This window comes from Sinomonas sp. ASV322, assembly GCF_030908245.1.
In the GTDB taxonomy this organism is placed as follows: Bacteria; Actinomycetota; Actinomycetes; order Actinomycetales; family Micrococcaceae; genus Sinomonas.
The window spans coordinates 356598-373440 of record NZ_JAVFJJ010000004.1 but is presented as its reverse complement, the minus strand read 5'-3'; the positions used below and the strand labels follow the sequence as shown (position 1 = coordinate 373440).

Here is a 16843-nt window from a genome sequence, read left to right as displayed (position 1 = left end):
CGCGTGCTAGCCGCGCACCTGGCCCTCGCCCTGCACGATCCACTTCGTCGTCGTGAGCTCGGTCAGTCCCATGGGCCCGCGAGCATGCAGCTTCTGGGTCGAAATGCCCACCTCGGCGCCGAGCCCGAGCTCTCCGCCATCCGTGAAGCGGGTCGACGCGTTGACAATCACGGCCGCCGAATCGATCTCGGCGATAAAGCGCTCCGCATTGCGGAGGTCGTTTGTGATGATCGCCTCAGTGTGCCCGGTGCTCCACCGCCGGATGTGCTCGAGCGCCTCGTCGAGGGAATCGACCGTCGCCACGGCGAGGTCGAGGTCCATGTACTCGGTCGCCCAGTCGTAGTCGGTCGCCGGAGTTCCCGCGATGCCTTCGGGGAGGGCGCCCAGGGTGCGTCCGTCGACGTGGAGCCGCACGCCGCGCTCGGCGAGGGCGCGGGCGACGGCGGGCAGCACCGTGCTCTTCGAATGCACCAGGAGCGTCTCGACCGTGTTGCACACGCTCGGGCGCTGGGTCTTGGCGTTGAGCAGGATCTCGACGGCCATGTCCTCGTCCGCCGACTCGTCGACGAAGATGTGGACGTTGCCCTCGCCGGTCTCGATGACCGGCACGGTCGAGTTGAGCACAACGTTCTGGATGAGCTCGCGCCCGCCGCGCGGAATGAGCACGTCGACGCGGCCGCGGGCCTTCATGAGCACCTCAGCGCCTGCGCGGCCGTACTCGTCGATCGTCTGGACCGCATCCGCAGGCAGCCCGACGTCCACGAGCGTGTCGCGCAGGATCGCGACGAGCTCGCGGTTGGTGTGCGCGGCGGCGCTCCCGCCACGGAGGATGACGGCGTTGCCGCTCTTGAGCGCGAGACCGGCGATATCGACGGTCACATTGGGCCGAGCCTCGTAGATCGCCGCCACGACACCCATCGGGACGTTGATCTGGCGCATGCGCAGTCCATTGGGAAGCGTCTGCCCCCGGACCACCGTCCCGACCGGATCCGGCAGCCCCGCGAGATTCTCGAGCGCCGCGACGAGGCCGTCGATGCGCGCGGGCGTGAGGGCCAGGCGGTCGAGCAGGGCCTTCGAGGTCCCGTTCCGCCGCCCGGACTCGAGGTCCTGCTCGTTCGCGGCGAGGATGCGGGACTCGTGCTCCTTGAGCGCGGCGCCGATGGCGAGCAGCGCGCGGTCCTTCCACGCGCGGTTGGCGCGGGCGACGGCGCGCGACGCCACGCGGGCACGGTCGCCGACCGCGAGCACGGCGGCCTCGACGTCGGCCGGCTGGGCGGCCGGGAGTTCGGCCTCCTGCGCGGCGGCGTGGGCGGTCTCGTGGTGGGCGACGGTGTCAGTCATGCCTTCCAGTCTACGAGCTAGAGGAGCACGAGGTCGTCTGTGTGAACGACCACACGCTCATACTCGGGTCCGAGCTCGCGCCCGAGGTCCATCGTGGAGCGGCCGAGCATCGCGGGGAGCTCGTCCGCCGAGAAGTTGACGATCCCGCGCGCGACGACGTGCCCCGCCTGATCCGCGATCTCGACCGGGTCGCCGGCCTCGAATTCGCCGTGCACCGCCGTGATGCCCGCCGGGAGCAGCGAACGGTGACGCTGGGCAACGGCCCTCACGGCGCCGTCGTCGACCGTCAGGGTTCCCCTCGTCGCGGCGAGGTGCGCAAGCCACAGGAGCCGCACGGGCTTCCGCCGACCGCTCACGCTGAACCACGTGCCCACGTCCTCGCCCGCGAGGGCGCGTGCGGCGGCCGCGGTCGACGTCACGAGCGCGGGGATCCCCGAGCCCGCGGCGATGCTTGCGGCCTCGATCTTCGTGGACATGCCTCCCGTGCCGACGCCGGCCGCGCCGGTCGTCCCGATCCGGACGCCGTCGAGGTCCTGCGAGCCGCCCACGTGCGGAATCCGCTCGCCGCCCTCGGACGGCGGGCCGGTGTAGACGGAGTCCACGTCGGAGAGGAGCACGAGCGCGTCGGCGTGCACGAGGTGCGCGACGAGCGCGGCAAGCCGGTCGTTGTCGCCGAAGCGGATCTCGTGGGTCGCGACGGTGTCGTTCTCATTCACGACGGGCACGACGCCGAGGTTGAGGAGCTTCTCGAGCGCGCGGTGGGCGTTCTTGTACTGGGTGCGGCGCACGAGGTCGTCCGCCGTGAGGAGGACCTGGCTCACCGTGACGCCGTGGGCGCCGAAGGCCTGCGTGTAGCGCGCCATGAGGAGCCCTTGGCCGACGCTCGCGGCCGCCTGCTGGGTCGCGAGATCCCGCGGGCGCTTCGCGAGGCCGAGCGGCGCGAGCCCCGCCGCGATGGCCCCAGAGGAGACGAGGACGATCTCGGTCCCCGCGTTCGCCCGCTCGGCGAGCGTGTCGACGAGCGCCGCGAGCGACTGCTCCGAGATGCCCCCGCGGATGGTCGTGAGGGACGACGAGCCGACCTTGACGACGATCCGGCGCGCCTCCGGCAGCCATTCACGGCCGCGCTCCCCCAGGTCGACCGCCACGTCAGCCTTCGACGTCGTCATCGCCGTATTCATCGCCGCTGGCTTCCTCCTCGGACGCGAGGTCAGGCGCCCATTCCTTCCGGCGGCTGGACTCGGTCCAGATCCCGGCGCGGCGCTCGGCCTCGAGTTCGTCGCGGGCGGCGGCGCGCGCCGCCTTGCGGTCGTCATACTCCTCGCGCTTTTGGGCGCGCGTGGGCCGGCTCCAGTCCGCGAAGCGCACGTCGGTGCCGCGCGGGCCAGCGAGGAGCTCGGCACCCGCCATCATGGTCGGCTCCCAGTCGAAGACGACGGCGTCGTCGTCGCCGATCACCACCGTGTCCCCGGCCTTGGCGCCCACCTTGAAGAGCTCGTCTTCGACGCCGAGCCGATTCAGCCGATCGCTCAGGTAGCCGACGGCCTCCTCATTCGTGAAGTCGGTCTGCTTGACCCAGCGCTCGGGCTTCTCGCCGAGGACGCGGAAGAGCGGTTCGAGGTTCCGCTGCTCGCGGCGGATGGTGAACTCGGTCTTGTTCACGGCGCGCGGGCGGAGGACCGTGGGGGCAACCGTGGGCGGCGCGAGCTTGAGGCCCTCGCGGGCCTTCAGCACGATCTCCGCCATCGCGAAGCCCAGGTTCCGGAGGCCCTCGTGGCTCGTGGCCGAGACCTCGAACACGCGGTACCCGCGGGCCTCGAGCTCGGGCCGGACCATCTCGGCCATGGCCTTGCCGTCCGGGAGGTCGACCTTGTTGAGCGCGACGAGCCGGGGGCGCTCGTTGAGCGGGACGATCTCGCCGTCGGGGCCCGCGAAGCTCATGTCGACCTCGTACTTCGCGAGCTCGCGCTCGATGATGTCGAGATCGTCCATCGGGTTGCGGTCCGACTCGAGCGATCCGCAGTCGAGGACGTGCACGATCGCGGCGCAGCGCTCGACGTGCCGGAGGAAGTCGTGCCCGAGGCCCCGCCCCTCACTCGCGCCCTCGATGAGGCCCGGCACGTCGGCGATCGTGAAGCGCACGTCGCCGGCCTGGACGACGCCGAGGTTGGGGACGAGCGTCGTGAACGGGTAGTCGGCGATCTTCGGCCGGGCGGCGGACATCGCCGCGATGAGGCTCGACTTGCCCGCGGAGGGGAAGCCGACGAGCGCGACGTCCGCGATGGACTTGAGCTCGAGCACGATGTCCCGCTCGTCGCCCTCGATCCCGAGGAGCGCGAACCCTGGCGCCTTGCGCTTCGCGGTCGCGAGCGCGGCGTTGCCGAGGCCGCCCTGGCCGCCGGCCGCGGCGACGAACTCGGCGCCCTCGCCCACGAGATCGGCGAGCAGCTCGCCGTTGCGCGACTTGACGACTGTTCCGTCAGGAACCGGGAGGACGAGCGTCTCCCCCCTGTGGCCGGCGCGCCAGTCGCCCATCCCCGGCCCGCCGTTCTGCGCGTTCCGGTGCGGCGAATGGTGGTAGTCGAGGAGCGTCGTCGTCTGGGAGGAAACCCGGAGGATGACGTCGCCGCCGTTGCCGCCGTTGCCGCCGTCGGGCCCGCCGAGCGGCTTGAACTTCTCCCGCTTGACGGACACGCACCCGTGGCCGCCATGGCCTCCGGACACATGCAGCACCACGCGGTCGACGAAGCTCGCCACGCCATTCTCCTTACGCCGGGGTCATCCCCGATTCTAGTTCGCGCGCCCCGGCGTGCCGGGGCGCCGCCGCCCGGGAAACGGGCAGTCACGGTGAAAAAACAGGTGGAGCGGGCCACTGGCCCGCTCCACCGAAAAACATTTGGTCCGGACTCGCCGGGCCACCCAGACTACTGGGCGGCGACGATGTCCACGACGCGGCGGCCACGACGCGCGCCGAACTGCACGGCGCCGGCCTCAAGGGCGAACAGGGTGTCGTCCTTGCCACGGCCAACGCCGTTGCCCGGGTGGAAGTGGGTGCCGCGCTGGCGGACGAGGATCTCGCCGGCCTTGACGGTCTGGCCGCCGAAGCGCTTGACGCCGAGGCGCTGCGCGTTCGAGTCGCGGCCGTTGCGGGTGGAGCTTGCGCCCTTCTTATGTGCCATGAGCTGTGCCTACCTTGGAATCTGTTGGGTTGGTGAAGTCCGGGGGAACCGAGATCAGGCGTTGATGCCGGTGATCTTGACCTTGGTCAGGTCCTGACGGTGGCCCTGGCGCTTCTTGTAGCCCGTCTTGTTCTTGTACTTCTGGATGACGATCTTCGGGCCACGGAGGTCCTCGAGGATCTCAGCCGTGACCTTGACCTTGGCCAGCTCCGCGGAGGCGGAGGTGACCTTGTCGCCGTCGACCAGCAGAAGGGCAGGCAGCTCGATGGTGCTGCCGGCTTCACCGGCGACGCGGTTGAGCGTCACGAAATCTCCGACAGAAACCTTTTCCTGACGGCCGCCGGCGCGGACAATCGCGTACACCACTGGGGAACTCACTTCTCTCGACGATATTACTGAAAGCTCTTGCGCATGGCGCCCCGCGCTGCTGCACTTGCAGCGGCCCGGAAACGCTCGACTGTGCTTCTTGCCGTGAGCCCGCGAGGGGATTCCCTGGGAGCAAAACCCAGTGGTAGGCGTAAGCACCGAGGATCTAGACTACGCCAATCCTCCACCCGGCCGCAAATAAGCGGAACACCGCAGTCAAAACAGCTGCCGTGGACCCCCAAAGCCGGGAAGCACGCTGAACTAGTCTAGCCCACGCGGAGTCAGGCTGCGGTCAGGCGTACTTCGACGGCGCGTCGAAGAAGTCGCGCTCGTAGACGGTCGACTGCCGGAACGCGTCCGCCATCGCGGCCCGGTCCGCGGCCGACGCCGAACGCCCCGCCCGATCGGTGTACCGGATGGCGCGTCGCGTCGACTCGGCGAAGGCCTCGTCCGCGTATGTCTCGATCCACGCGCCGTACGGATGCGCGCCCGCGTCCGGGTTCGCGGCGACGCGCGCGACGTGCCGGCGATGCAATTCCTCCCCCACAGCCGCGTAGATCCAGTAGCACGGGAGCACGGCGGCCGCGAGGACCGCGTAGCTGCCCATCGAGGACGCCGCGAGCAGATGATCGAGGTACGCCTTCGTCACGGGACCGAGCGAGAGCGCCTCGCCCGTCGGGAGCGGGTGCGCCGAGAGCCACGTGCGGTGCAGCTCGGCCTCGACGATGAGGCAAACCTGGGCGGAATTGGCCCAGAACGCCTGTTCCTCCTCGGTGGGCGCGAGGGCGCTGGCGCGGGCGAGGGCCCGCGAGAAGCCGTTGAGGTACTGGGCGTCCTGCGCGAGGTAGTACGCAAATTGGCTCTCCGGCAGCGACCCGGTGTCGAGCTGCGCGATGAACGCGAGCGCGTCGATCTCCGCGCGGACCTTCGCGGTCGCGTCCCACAGGCCCGCCGCGAACTCTCCGTCCGCGAGCGGCACGCTTCCCTCGGCGTGATGGAAGTGGTGCACGGGCCCGTGGCCGGAACCGACCTCGAGCTCGTCGGAGGCCGCGAGGGCGCCGCGCAGCCACTCCTTGACCACCCGGAGCGATGCCTCCCAATCGCCCGTGCGAGCCTGCATGGTCGCCATCGCGGACGAGAGCGAGCAGCCCGTTCCGTGGGTATTGCGGGTCTGGACCCGCTCCCCGGGGATCTCGACGATCCGGGGTGCCCCGCCGTCGTCGTCCGTCAGCACGAGCGCGTCGGGGCAGCCCGCCTCCGCGAGGTGGCCGCCCTTGACCAGGACGGACGCCCCGGTCCGCTCGGAGAGCCGGACGCCCTGCGCGAGAGCGTCCGCCCACGTCGGGGCGGTCGGCTCGTCGAGGAGCACGCCGAGCTCGGGCAGGTTCGGCGTCACGAGGTCCGCCTGGCGGAGGAGGCCCCGCAGGGCCTCGGCCGCGTCGTCGGCGAGGAGCCGGTCCCCGCTCGTGGCAACCATGACGGGATCGAGGACGACGACGCCGGGCCGGAACTGCGCGAGCCACTCGCCGACAGTCCTGATCACCTCGGCATCGGCCAGCATGCCGATCTTGACGGCGTCGATCGCGATATCCGAGGACACGGCCTCGAGCTGGGCCCTGAGGAACGAAGCAGGCGGCGTGTGCACGCCCGTGACGCCCTGAGTGTTCTGCGCCGTGAGGGCCGTGATGGCCGCCATGCCGTAGCCGCCCATCGCCGCGATGCTCTTCAGGTCGGCCTGGATGCCCGCCCCGCCCGACGGATCGGAGCCGGCAATGCTCAGGACTCGGGGGATGCGCCGTGCCATGCTCACAGCTCCGAGGCGGGGACGCCGACGCCGAGGATGAGCGGCTCGTCGCCCTCGGGCTTGGCCTGCGGCGGCGCGGACTGGGCCGACGCCGTGCGCGTGCGGCCGCCGACGGCGCCCTCGGACTCTTCGACGCGGGTCACCTCGGCGGACCCTTGACCGCTTCGGGCGCCGCGGCTGCGGCGACGCTTCCCCGGGTGTTCCTCGCCCGAGTGCCGCTCTCCCGTGAGCTCGTCGAACGCGTGGCTCAGCGCGTCAAGGCTCAGGGCCGACCCCGAACGCAGCGCGGACGGCGCGCGCTCCCCCGTCGGCAGCTCGATGCGCTCGCCGCCGATGGTCAGCACGGCCGCGGCCTCGTGGCGCGGTTCCTCGTGGGGCTCAACCTCGGCTGCGCGCGTCTCGAAAACCGGCCCGGGGTGGGCTGGCTCGTGCTCGACCGCGTGCGCGATCTCGTCGTCGTGCACGTGCGCCGCGTGCGCGGCGGCCGCAACCGCCGCGAACGCCGCGCGCGTCGCCTGGGCACGCGCCTGCTTCTCGGGCGACTCGGGTTCGGGCGCGGGATGCTCGTGCGTCACAATCGCAGTCTGCTCGCTCGGGCCCCTCCCCCGACGACGGCGCCGCTCGCCGCGTGCGGCCGCCTGCTGGCCGTCCCCGCGCAGCGGCTGGTGCTCAGACGTCGAGCCCTGGGGCCGGCCCTTCTCGACGGGCTCCTCGTGCGTGATGACGCCGCGGCCGCCACACACCTCGCACGTCTCGCTGAAGACCTCGAGCAGGCCCGTTCCCATCCGCTTGCGCGTCATCTGGACGAGGCCGAGCGACGTGACCTCGGCGACCTGGTGCTTGGTCCGGTCCCGGCCGAGGCATTCGACAAGGCGCCGGAGCACGAGATCGCGGTTCGACTCGAGCACCATGTCGATGAAGTCGATGACGATGATGCCGCCGATGTCGCGTAGGCGGAGCTGGCGGACGATCTCCTCGGCGGCCTCGAGGTTGTTCTTCGTGACGGTCTCTTCGAGGTTGCCCCCCGAACCCGTGAACTTGCCCGTGTTGACGTCGATGACCGTCATGGCCTCGGTGCGGTCGATCACGAGCGATCCGCCGGACGGGAGGAAGACCTTGCGGTCGAGCGCCTTGTGGATCTGCTCGTCGACGCGCCACTCGGCGAAGACGTCCGCCTCGCCCTGGTACTTCTCGAGCCGGCCGAGGAGGTCCGGAGCGACGTACGTCACGTAGGCCTCGATCGTGTCCCACGCGTCGTCGCCGCTCACGATGAGCTTCGAGAAGTCCTCGTTGAAGACGTCGCGGACCACCTTGATCGTGAGATCGGGCTCGGCGTAGAGGAGCTCAGGCGCGAGGACCTTCGTCGACGACGCCTGGTTCTGGATCGCCTCCCACTGCGCGCGCAGGCGGTTGATGTCGTGCGTGAGCTCTTCCTCGCTCGCGCCCTCGGCCGCCGTGCGGACGATGACGCCCGCGTCGGCCGGGAGGCGATCCTTGAGGATCCGCTTGAGCCGGTTGCGCTCGACGTCGGGGAGCTTGCGGGAGATGCCCGTCATCGATCCGCCCGGGACGTACACGAGGTAACGGCCAGGCAGCGAGATCTGGCTCGTGAGCCGTGCGCCCTTGTGGCCCACGGGATCCTTCGTGACCTGGACGAGGACCGAGTCGCCGGACTTGAGCGCGTTCTCGATGCGGCGCGGGGCACCGTCGAGGCCGGCCGCGTCCCAGTTGACCTCGCCCGCGTAGAGCACGGCGTTGCGGCCGCGCCCGATGTCGACGAACGCCGCCTCCATCGACGGAAGGACGTTCTGGACCTTCCCGAGGTACACGTTGCCGATGAGCGAGTCCTGCTGGGTCTTCGACACGAAATGCTCGGCGAGAACGCCGTCCTCGAGGACCGCGATCTGGATGCGGTCCTCGTTCTGGCGCACAACCATCTGGCGGTCCACCGACTCGCGGCGGGCAAGGAACTCGGCCTCCGTGATCACGTGACGGCGGCGGCCCGACTCGCGGGATTCGCGGCGCCGCTGCTTCTTGGCCTCGAGGCGCGTCGAGCCCTTGACGCTCTGCACGCGATTGCTCGCACCCTCAGACGGGGTGCGCGGAGCGCGAACCCGCGTGACCGTTCCCGGCGGATCGTCGTCGAAGCCGCCCTCGAGTTCGAGATCCACCTCTCCGCGGCGGCGCCGACGGCGGCGGCGCGACGTGACCTCTTCGGACTCCTCCTCGGCAGCTTCTCCCTCGAGGCCCTCCTCGGCGCTTCCCTCGACGCCTTCCTCGGCACGCACGCGACCGCGGCGCCCGCGGCTGCGACGCCGGCGCCGCGAGCCGACGGCCTCGTCGTCGTCCTCGTCCTCAGCTTCATCGCTCGCCTCGACCGGGGCCGGGCGGGCGATCACGCTCAGGTCCGGCGCCTGGAAGATCATCGAGGTCGGCGACAGAGGCTCGCTGAAGAGCGCTGCGAACGGGCTCACGGCGACCTCGGCCGCAGCCTCGTTTCCGGGCTCTTCCACGCTTTCCGCGGCGAGGGCCTCGTCCTCGTGCGCCTGCTCCGCACGAGCGACCTCGACGGGAGCGGCCGCGGCGGGTGCCTCGGCGGCCCTCGAAGGGGCGGCCGGCGCGGCTGCCTGCGGCTCTGCTGCCGGCTGCTCTGCTTGGCTCTCGGCTGCCGCCTCCGCCGCGACGCGCGGTCCAGCGGCACGACGGCGCCCGCGCACCGAACTCTTGGCGCGCGACACCGGTGCCGTCTCAGGAGCCTCCTCCCCGAGGGGGAGGGTCGGGGCAGCGGCGGCCGACTTCGAGTCGGCCTGGGCGGCCGCGGCGCGGGCGGACGTACGTCGCCCACGCGGTGCCTTCCTTGTTACCGACTCCTCGCCGGGCGCGTCCGAGCCCGCGGCAGCCGCCGTCGTGCTCGCCGTCTCGTCGACGGGCGCCGCAGCGGACGAGACCTCCTCGGCCGCCGATTCGGCGGCCGGCTCGACGGGTTCGGCCTTCTTGCGGCTCCGGCTCACCCGCTTCTTCTTGGGCGCCTCGTCCGGAGCCGCGCCGTCACGGGCCGCTACGGCCTCGTGTGCCTCAGAGGCGACCGCTTCGGCGGGCACAGCGTCGGCCGTGGCCGTCGCCTTCGCGCGCCGGGGCGCCTTGCGGGCCTTGGGCGCTGCCTCGTCGTCGCGACGTTCCGGGCTTTCCTGGGCCTGCTGATCAATGTCCATTTTTGAGTACTCCACAAGCCGCCCTCAGCACCGCCACATCCGGCACCGGGACGGCACCACGTGCCGGCACCCGCAGGCGCCGACGAAGTCGACCCTGTACCCGAACGGCTGCGGCTCCGCCGACCGTTCGAGCCGATGCCGCGCGGACCCGCGGCCTCTCCGGCCGGCAAGGTGCCGCGGCCCAGCGGGCGGCTTCGAGCGATCGCTCCTCGCGCCCGGCGTTGGACCGGCGGTCTTCATCGCGGTACATCGGACCAGCCGCCGCATGTGGATCGGCGTCCGGCCATCTGCATTGTCTCACACGGAGGCTCGCCGACTGCCTTTCAGCCAGCTTGCGTTCAGATGCGCGACCTAGAATCGGGACAGCATCGAGGAAGGAACCCGGGAACATGACGAAGGCCGACGCCTCCGCCCAGATTCATCACGGAACGCCAGGAGAGGCGGGCCCTGCGATGACGCGTACGTACCCATATGCCTGGCTCCTGCTCGTCACGAGCATCGTCGGCTGGCTCGCGTCCGGCGAGCTCGTCCTCGAGAAGCTTGCCAAGCTCGCCGACCCACGCCACACGACGATCTGCGACGTCAACCCGTGGATCTCGTGCGGCGAAGTCATGAACACGTGGCAGAGCTCGGCGTTCGGCTTTCCGAACATGTTCATCGGGATCGTCGCCTTCGCGATCACGACGACGACGGCGATGGCGCTCCTGGCGGGCGCCCGGTTCGGCCGCTGGTACTGGGCAGGGCTCCAGATCGGGGTGACGCTCGGATTCGCCTTCATCGTGTGGCTCTGGAGCCAGGCGCTGTACTCGATCGGGATCCTGTGCCCCCTGTGCATGATCGTCTGGGCGATGATGATCCCGATGTTCGTGTGGACCACGATCCGCAACCTCCAGCACGGCGTGATTCCCGCGCCCGCGGGCCTCGTCCGAACGCTCGGCGACTGGGGCTGGGTCATCGTGGCCGTCCTCTACGTCGGCGTCATCGCATCGATCTTCTTCCGCTTCCTGCCCCTCTTCGTGCCGTCGACCATGTGAGCGTTGCGGAGGCCCACCCAAGCTGGAAGCGGACGACGACGGCCCCGGCCTTCCGAGGGAAGGCCGGGGCCGCTATGCACGGGCGCGTCAGTTGGCGAACCAGATGCCGATCTCTCGCTCCGCGGACTCGACCGAGTCGGAGCCGTGGACGAGGTTCTGCTGGACCTTGAGACCCCAGTCGCGGCCGAAGTCCCCGCGGATCGTGCCGGGGGCCGCCGTCGTCGGATCGGTTGCGCCGGCAAGCGCCCGGAAGCCCTCGATGACGCGCTCGCCCTCGAAGACGGCGGCGACCACGGGGCCGCTCAGCATGAAGTCGAGGAGCGGCTCGTAGAACGGCTTGCCCGCGTGCTCGGCGTAATGGGCTTCAAGCTGCTCGCGCTTCGCGGTGAGCAGGTTGAGCTGGGCGAGCCGGTAGCCCTTGGCTTCGACGCGCGCGAGGATCGCGCCGGCGAGACCGCGGGACACGCCGTCCGGCTTGACGAGGACGAGGGTGCGCTCTGCGCTCACGGTGGCTCCTAGGAATCGGGGCTGAAGTTCGCGACCAGTCTACTTAAGTCGCGGCCTCTCCCCCCGGTTCGTGACCGCCCTCGTCTGGGTGCGTGCGCTCCCATTCGGCCTGCTCGCGGTCGCGCTGCACGTTTTCACGATCGAGCCGGGCACCCGTGCGGATCGCGTACCACCACGCGAGCGCGGTGAGCGCCCCGACCACGAACATCATGGGCTCGATAAAGCCGAGCGCAATGAGCACGAGCTGGAGGATCCAGCCGAGCCCCATGCCCCACGGCTTTCGCACGACGGCGCACGCGAGGACGAGGACGAGGATCAGCCCGAACCCCACCCCGAGCACGAGGCCCGCACCCAGGTCGCGGCCCCTCAGCCCGAACACGGCGAGAGTGGCAAACAGCGCGACGAACGCCTCCGTGAGCAGGACAATCGACGCAAATTGAACGCGGATCGAGCGCCGCTTGCGCGGCATGCCCGGCCGCCACTCGCGCTGGGCCTTCGTGAGGCGGGCCATCAGAGGGCGCCCCTTCCGAGCAGGATGCGGGCTTCGCCGACCACGGTGATCGACCCCGTGATGAGCACGCCGCCCCCGAAGTCGCCCACGTCGTCGGCGCGCTCGACCGCGTAGGCGATCGCGTCGTCGAGCTTCTCCTCAGTGTGGACGGCTTCCTCGGCGAACCCGAGATCGAGCGCGAGCTCGGCGAGCTCGTCGGCGGGGATGGCCCGCGGGGACGTCGACTGCGTGAAGCAGAACTCGACCGGCACGTCGGCGAGGGCCTCGTCGAGCGTGCGGAGGATCTCCTCGGCATCCTTCTCGCGCAGCACCCCGAGGACGACGACGAGCCGGGTGAAGTCGAAAGCCTCCGTGAGCGCCTCGGCACTCACGCGGATGCCCCCGGGGTTGTGGGCCGCGTCGACGATGATCGTCGGGGACGTGCGCACCACTTCGAGCCGGCCCGGCGACGTGACACCGGCAAACGCCTCGCGCAGGATCTCGACGTCGAGCTCGCGCTCTCCCCCGCCGAAGAAGGCTTCGAGGGCTGCGATGGCGACGGCGGCGTTCTCCGCCTGATGCGCCCCGTGCAGGGGAACCGTGAGGTCGTCGTAGCGGCCCGCGAGCCCTTGGACGGTCACGATCTGACCGCCCACGGCGAGCGTCCGGCTCTCGACGCCGAACTCGACGCCCTCGAACCGGTATTCGACGCCGACCTCGCGCGCCTTCTCGAGGAGCACCTGGGCCGCCTCGGGCGGCTGGGCGGCGCTCACGAGGAACCCGCCCGGCTTGATGATCCCGGCCTTCTCCCGCGCGATGTCCGCCGTCGTCTCGCCCAGCAGGTCCGTGTGGTCGAGCGAGATCGGCGTGACAACCGAGACCACGCCGTCGCCCACGTTCGTCGCGTCAGTGATCCCGCCGAGGCCCACCTCGATGACCGCGACGTCGACCGGCTCGTCCGCGAAGATCGCGAAGCCGAGGATCGTCACACACTCGAAGTATGTGAGCCGCGGCTGGCCCGCGGCCCCGAGCTCGGCGTCGACGATGCCGAGATACGGCGTGATCTCATTCCAGATCCGCACGAACGTCGAATCCGCGACCGGCTCGCCGTCGATGCTGATCCGCTCGGTCACCCGGCTCAGGTGCGGGCTCGTGTAGCGGCCCGTACGGAGGCCGTGGGCACGGAGCCCCGCCTCGATCATCCGCGCCGTCGACGTCTTGCCGTTCGTGCCGGTGATATGCACGATCGGGAACGCCTTGTTGGGCTCGCCGAGCACGTCCATCGCCCTGAACAGGGGAGCCAGGCGCGGCTCGATCTTGTTCTCGGGGGCGCGGCCGAGGAGCTCGGCGTAGACCTCCTCGACGGTGGTCGGCACGCTGTTCAACTCAGTCACCGGGTGGCCTCCTCGGCTGGCTCGACGCGCTCGACGAGTGCGCTGGGCTCGACATCGGCCTCGTTGAGCTCAAGCTCGACGCTCAGCGTCTCGCTCTTGAGGAGCTCCGAGTGCGTGAGGGCGGCCTCGATCATGGCCGGCCGCGCCGTGAGGCTCGTCCTGATCCGGTCGCTCACGTTGAGGTCGGCCTCCTTGCGCGCCTGCTGGATCACCCGGACGAGGTCACGGGCCAGGCCCTCGGCCTCGAGCTCGGGGGTGACCTCGGTGTCGAGCACCACGAATCCGCCTCCGGGCAGCATCGCGACGGCGCTCGAGCCGCCGGCCTTCGCCGAGTCGACGACCGTCTCGAGTGCGTACTCGTGAGGCTCGAGGGCGATGCCGCCGGCGGTCACGAGACCGTCGCCGTCCACGGACCAGTCGCCGGACTTCGAGCCCTTGATGGCCTGCTGGACATTCTTGCCGAGGCGCGGGCCGGCCGCGCGGGCGTTGACCACAAGCTTCTGCTCGATGCCGAACTCCTCGGGCGAGGCGTGTTCGGTATCGAGAAGCCGCACCGACTTCAGGTTGAGCTCGTCGGCGATGACCGACTCGGACCCCGCGAGCGCCCCGGCCCCGGGCACGACGACGGTCATGGCCCTGAGCGGGAGGCGCACACGGAGCTTCGCGGCCTTGCGCAGCGACGATCCGGCCGAGCACACGGCCTGCGTGCGGTCCATCTGCTCGACGAGCGCAGGCTCGTCCGCGAACAGCGAGGCATCCGGCCAGTCCGTGAGGTGCACGGATCGGCCGCCTGTGAGGCCACGCCACATCTCCTCGGCGATGAGCGGCAGGAGTGGAGCGGCCACACGGCACACGGCTTCGAGGGCCGTGTACAGCGCGTCGAACGCGTCCACGTCCTCGTCGAAGAAGCGCTGTCGGCTCCGGCGCACGTACCAGTTCGTGAGCATGTCGAGGTATTCGCGCAGGAGCTCGCACGCGTTCGAGATGTCGTACGCGTCGAGGTGTCCCCGCATGCCCGCGACGAGACGGCCCGTCTCGGCGAGCAGGTACCGGTCTAGGGCGTCCGTGTAGCCGTCGTAGCGCAGCTTGGCGTCGTAGCCGCCGGGGCTCCCGTCGCTGCGCCCTGCACTCGTTGCGGCGTTCGCATAGAGCGTGAAGAAGCTGTACACGTTCCACAGCGGGAGGATCACCTGGCGCACGCCGTCGCGGATGCCCTGCTCGGTGACGATGAGATTGCCGCCGCGCAGGATCGGGCTCGCCATGAGGAACCAGCGCATCGCATCCGAGCCGTCGCGGTCGAGCACCTCGGAGACGTCCGGGTAATTCTGGAGGCTCTTGGACATCTTCTGTCCGTCCGAGCCGAGCACGATCCCGTGGCTGATGACGTTTCGGAACGCGGGCCTGTCGAACAGGGCGGTCGCGAGGATGTGGAGCGTGTAGAACCAGCCCCGGGTCTGGCCGATGTACTCGACGATGAAGTCGCCTGGGTTGTGCGTCTCGAACCAGCCCTGGTTCTCCATGGGGTAATGCACCTGGGCGTACGGCATCGACCCGGAGTCGAACCACACGTCGAGCACATCGGGAACGCGGCGCATCGTGGACTTCCCCGTGGGGTCGTCCGGATTGGGGCGCGTGAGCTCGTCGATGAACGGCCGATGGAGATCGGGCTGGCCCTCGTGGTTGAGCGGAAGCCGGCCGAAGTCGCGCTCGAGCTCGGCGAGCGAGCCGTAGACGTCCATGCGCGGATAGTCCGGGTTGTCCGATACCCACACAGGGATCGGCGAGCCCCAGTAGCGGTTGCGGCTGATCGACCAGTCCCGCGCGTTCTCGAGCCACTTGCCGAACTGGCCGTGCTTGACGTTTCCGGGGATCCAGGTGATCTGCTCGTTGAGCTCGATCATGCGGTCCTTGATCTTCGTCACCTCGACGAACCAGCTTGAGACGGCACGGTAGATGAGCGGGTTGCGGCAGCGCCAGCAGTGCGGGTAGCTGTGCACGTAGCTCGCCTGCTTGACGAGCCGGCCCTGCTCGCGCAGCACGCGCGTGATGGGCTTGTTGGCCTCGAAGACCTGGAGGCCGGCGATGTCCGCAAGGGGCCCGCCATCAGCGGAGGCGAACAGAGGGAGGAACTTCGCGCCGTCGTCCACGGAAAGGATCACGGGGATGCCCGCGGCCTCGCACACCTTCTGGTCGTCCTCGCCGTAAGCGGGGGCCTGGTGGACGATGCCCGTGCCGTCCGTCGTCGTCACGTAGTCCGCGACGAGGATCTGCCATGCCTTGTCGGTGCCCCACTTCTCGGCGTCCGCGAAGTAGTCCCACAGCGGCTCGTAGCGGATGCCGTCGAGCTCGGAGCCGAGGAACGTGCGTTCGACGGCGGCAGCTGCTGCGTCGGCAGCAGACACAGTGGCGGCGCTCACCTCGCGGTCTTCGTAGCCCAGGTCCTTCGCGTAGCTCGGGAGGAGGTCCTCGGCGAGGAGGAAGCGGGCGTCGGCCGGGACGTCGGATGCGCGCACTCCACCGGGCCCAGCAGGCACGACGGCGTAGCGCACCTCGGGCCCGACCGCGAGGGCTTCGTTGGTCGGAAGGGTCCAGGGCGTCGTCGTCCACGCGAGCGCGAGGACGCCAGCGAGCGCCTTCGACGCCTCGGATTCGCCGGCCAGCAGAGGAAAAGTCACGGTGACCGTCTGGTCCTGGCGGTCCTTGTAGACGTCGTCGTCCATGCGCAGCTCGTGGTTGGAGAGCGGCGTCTCGTCCTTCCAGCAGTACGGCAGCACGCGGTAGCCGCTGTACGTGAGCCCCTTCTCGTGCAGGGTCTTGAAGGCCCAGATCACGGACTCCATGTACTCGACGTTGAGCGTCTTGTAGTCGTTCTCGAAGTCCACCCAGCGGGCCTGGCGCTTGACGTACGCCTCCCACTCGTGGGTGAACTTGAGCACCGACGCGCGGCACGCGTCGTTGAACTTGTCGATGCCCATCCGGTCGATGTGGGCCTTGTCGCTCATGCCGAGCTGCTTCATCGCCTCGAGCTCGGCCGGAAGGCCATGGGTGTCCCAGCCGAAGCGGCGCTCGACGCGCTTGCCACGCTGCGTCTGGTAGCGCGCCACGAGGTCTTTCGCGTAGCCCGTGAGCAGGTGGCCGTAGTGAGGGAGGCCGTTCGCGAACGGCGGGCCGTCGTAGAACACGAATTCGCCGGAGCCGTCGTGGCCCGCGTCGCGCTGGTCGATCGAAGCCTGGAACGTGCCGTCCTCGTCCCAGTACTTGAGCACGCGTTCCTCGAGCTCGGGGAAGCGCACTGAGGTGGAAGCGGCCTGTTCAGGGTTCTGCGCGGTGGTGGCCTTGGGGTACACGCTCACGGAAGTCCTTGGCTGTTGGGCTATCGGACGCGAGGACGGCGTTCGCCCGGATCTGCCGGGCGGCACCGCGGTACCACCTCGCTTGCCCGCCCGCCGCGCTGTGTGCACGGCGATCGAGCCTCTCGTGAGGGCTGTGACGGGCCTGCCCGTCCGGTTCTACTGA

The 16843-nt window shown here is 70.0% G+C and carries 12 protein-coding genes; 1 reads left to right on the top strand and 11 read right to left on the bottom strand.

Annotation, left to right across the window (positions count from 1 at the left end):
* Positions 1–6 precede the first annotated feature (6 nt).
* The 7 genes from RBS12_RS08480 to RBS12_RS08450 form a co-directional block, all read right to left on the bottom strand.
* Complete coding sequence (locus RBS12_RS08480) at positions 7–1341, bottom strand: glutamate-5-semialdehyde dehydrogenase (RefSeq protein ID WP_307965623.1); 1335 nt, start codon at positions 1339–1341, stop codon at positions 7–9.
* 17 nt (positions 1342–1358) lie between these two features.
* Positions 1359–2510: a glutamate 5-kinase gene (gene proB, locus RBS12_RS08475; protein WP_307965672.1), complete on the bottom strand. Its 1152-nt coding sequence runs from the start codon at positions 2508–2510 to the stop codon at positions 1359–1361.
* Positions 2491–4098, bottom strand: coding sequence for a GTPase ObgE (gene obgE, locus RBS12_RS08470; RefSeq protein ID WP_307965622.1), 1608 nt, complete (start codon positions 4096–4098; stop codon positions 2491–2493). Before obgE ends, proB begins: the two co-directional genes overlap by 20 nt.
* A gap of 167 nt (positions 4099–4265) precedes the next feature.
* Positions 4266–4520, bottom strand: coding sequence for a 50S ribosomal protein L27 (gene rpmA / locus RBS12_RS08465; RefSeq protein WP_307965621.1), 255 nt, complete (start codon positions 4518–4520; stop codon positions 4266–4268).
* 54 nt (positions 4521–4574) lie between these two features.
* Positions 4575–4886, bottom strand: coding sequence for a 50S ribosomal protein L21 (rplU, locus tag RBS12_RS08460; RefSeq protein ID WP_307965671.1), 312 nt, complete (start codon positions 4884–4886; stop codon positions 4575–4577).
* Positions 4887–5178: 292 nt separating this feature from the next.
* Positions 5179–6690: a bifunctional hydroxymethylpyrimidine kinase/phosphomethylpyrimidine kinase gene (gene thiD / locus RBS12_RS08455; RefSeq protein ID WP_307965620.1), complete on the bottom strand. Its 1512-nt coding sequence runs from the start codon at positions 6688–6690 to the stop codon at positions 5179–5181.
* Between the two features lie 2 nt (positions 6691–6692).
* Complete coding sequence (locus tag RBS12_RS08450) at positions 6693–9902, bottom strand: Rne/Rng family ribonuclease (protein WP_307965619.1); 3210 nt, start codon at positions 9900–9902, stop codon at positions 6693–6695.
* 389 nt (positions 9903–10291) lie between these two features.
* Here RBS12_RS08450 and RBS12_RS08445 point away from each other — a divergent pair, with 389 nt between their 5' ends.
* Positions 10292–10936: a vitamin K epoxide reductase family protein gene (locus RBS12_RS08445; RefSeq protein WP_307965618.1), complete on the top strand. Its 645-nt coding sequence runs from the start codon at positions 10292–10294 to the stop codon at positions 10934–10936.
* Between the two features lie 87 nt (positions 10937–11023).
* Here RBS12_RS08445 and ndk read toward each other — a convergent pair whose 3' ends face one another.
* The 4 genes from ndk to ileS are packed head-to-tail and all read right to left on the bottom strand — an operon-like array spanning position 11024 to position 16680.
* The gene (gene ndk, locus RBS12_RS08440; RefSeq protein WP_307965617.1) at positions 11024–11443 is read right to left on the bottom strand and encodes a nucleoside-diphosphate kinase; all 420 of its coding nucleotides are present in this window, start codon (positions 11441–11443) and stop codon (positions 11024–11026) included.
* Positions 11444–11486: 43 nt separating this feature from the next.
* A complete protein-coding gene (locus RBS12_RS08435; RefSeq protein ID WP_307965616.1) occupies positions 11487–11954 on the bottom strand; it encodes a DUF4233 domain-containing protein in 468 nt (155 codons plus the stop codon).
* Complete coding sequence (locus RBS12_RS08430; protein ID WP_307965615.1) at positions 11954–13327, bottom strand: folylpolyglutamate synthase/dihydrofolate synthase family protein; 1374 nt, start codon at positions 13325–13327, stop codon at positions 11954–11956. The genes RBS12_RS08435 and RBS12_RS08430 overlap by 1 nt, the downstream gene beginning before the upstream one ends.
* The gene (ileS, locus tag RBS12_RS08425; protein WP_307965614.1) at positions 13324–16680 is read right to left on the bottom strand and encodes an isoleucine--tRNA ligase; all 3357 of its coding nucleotides are present in this window, start codon (positions 16678–16680) and stop codon (positions 13324–13326) included. The genes RBS12_RS08430 and ileS overlap by 4 nt, the downstream gene beginning before the upstream one ends.
* Between the last annotated feature and the right edge of the window lie 163 nt (positions 16681–16843).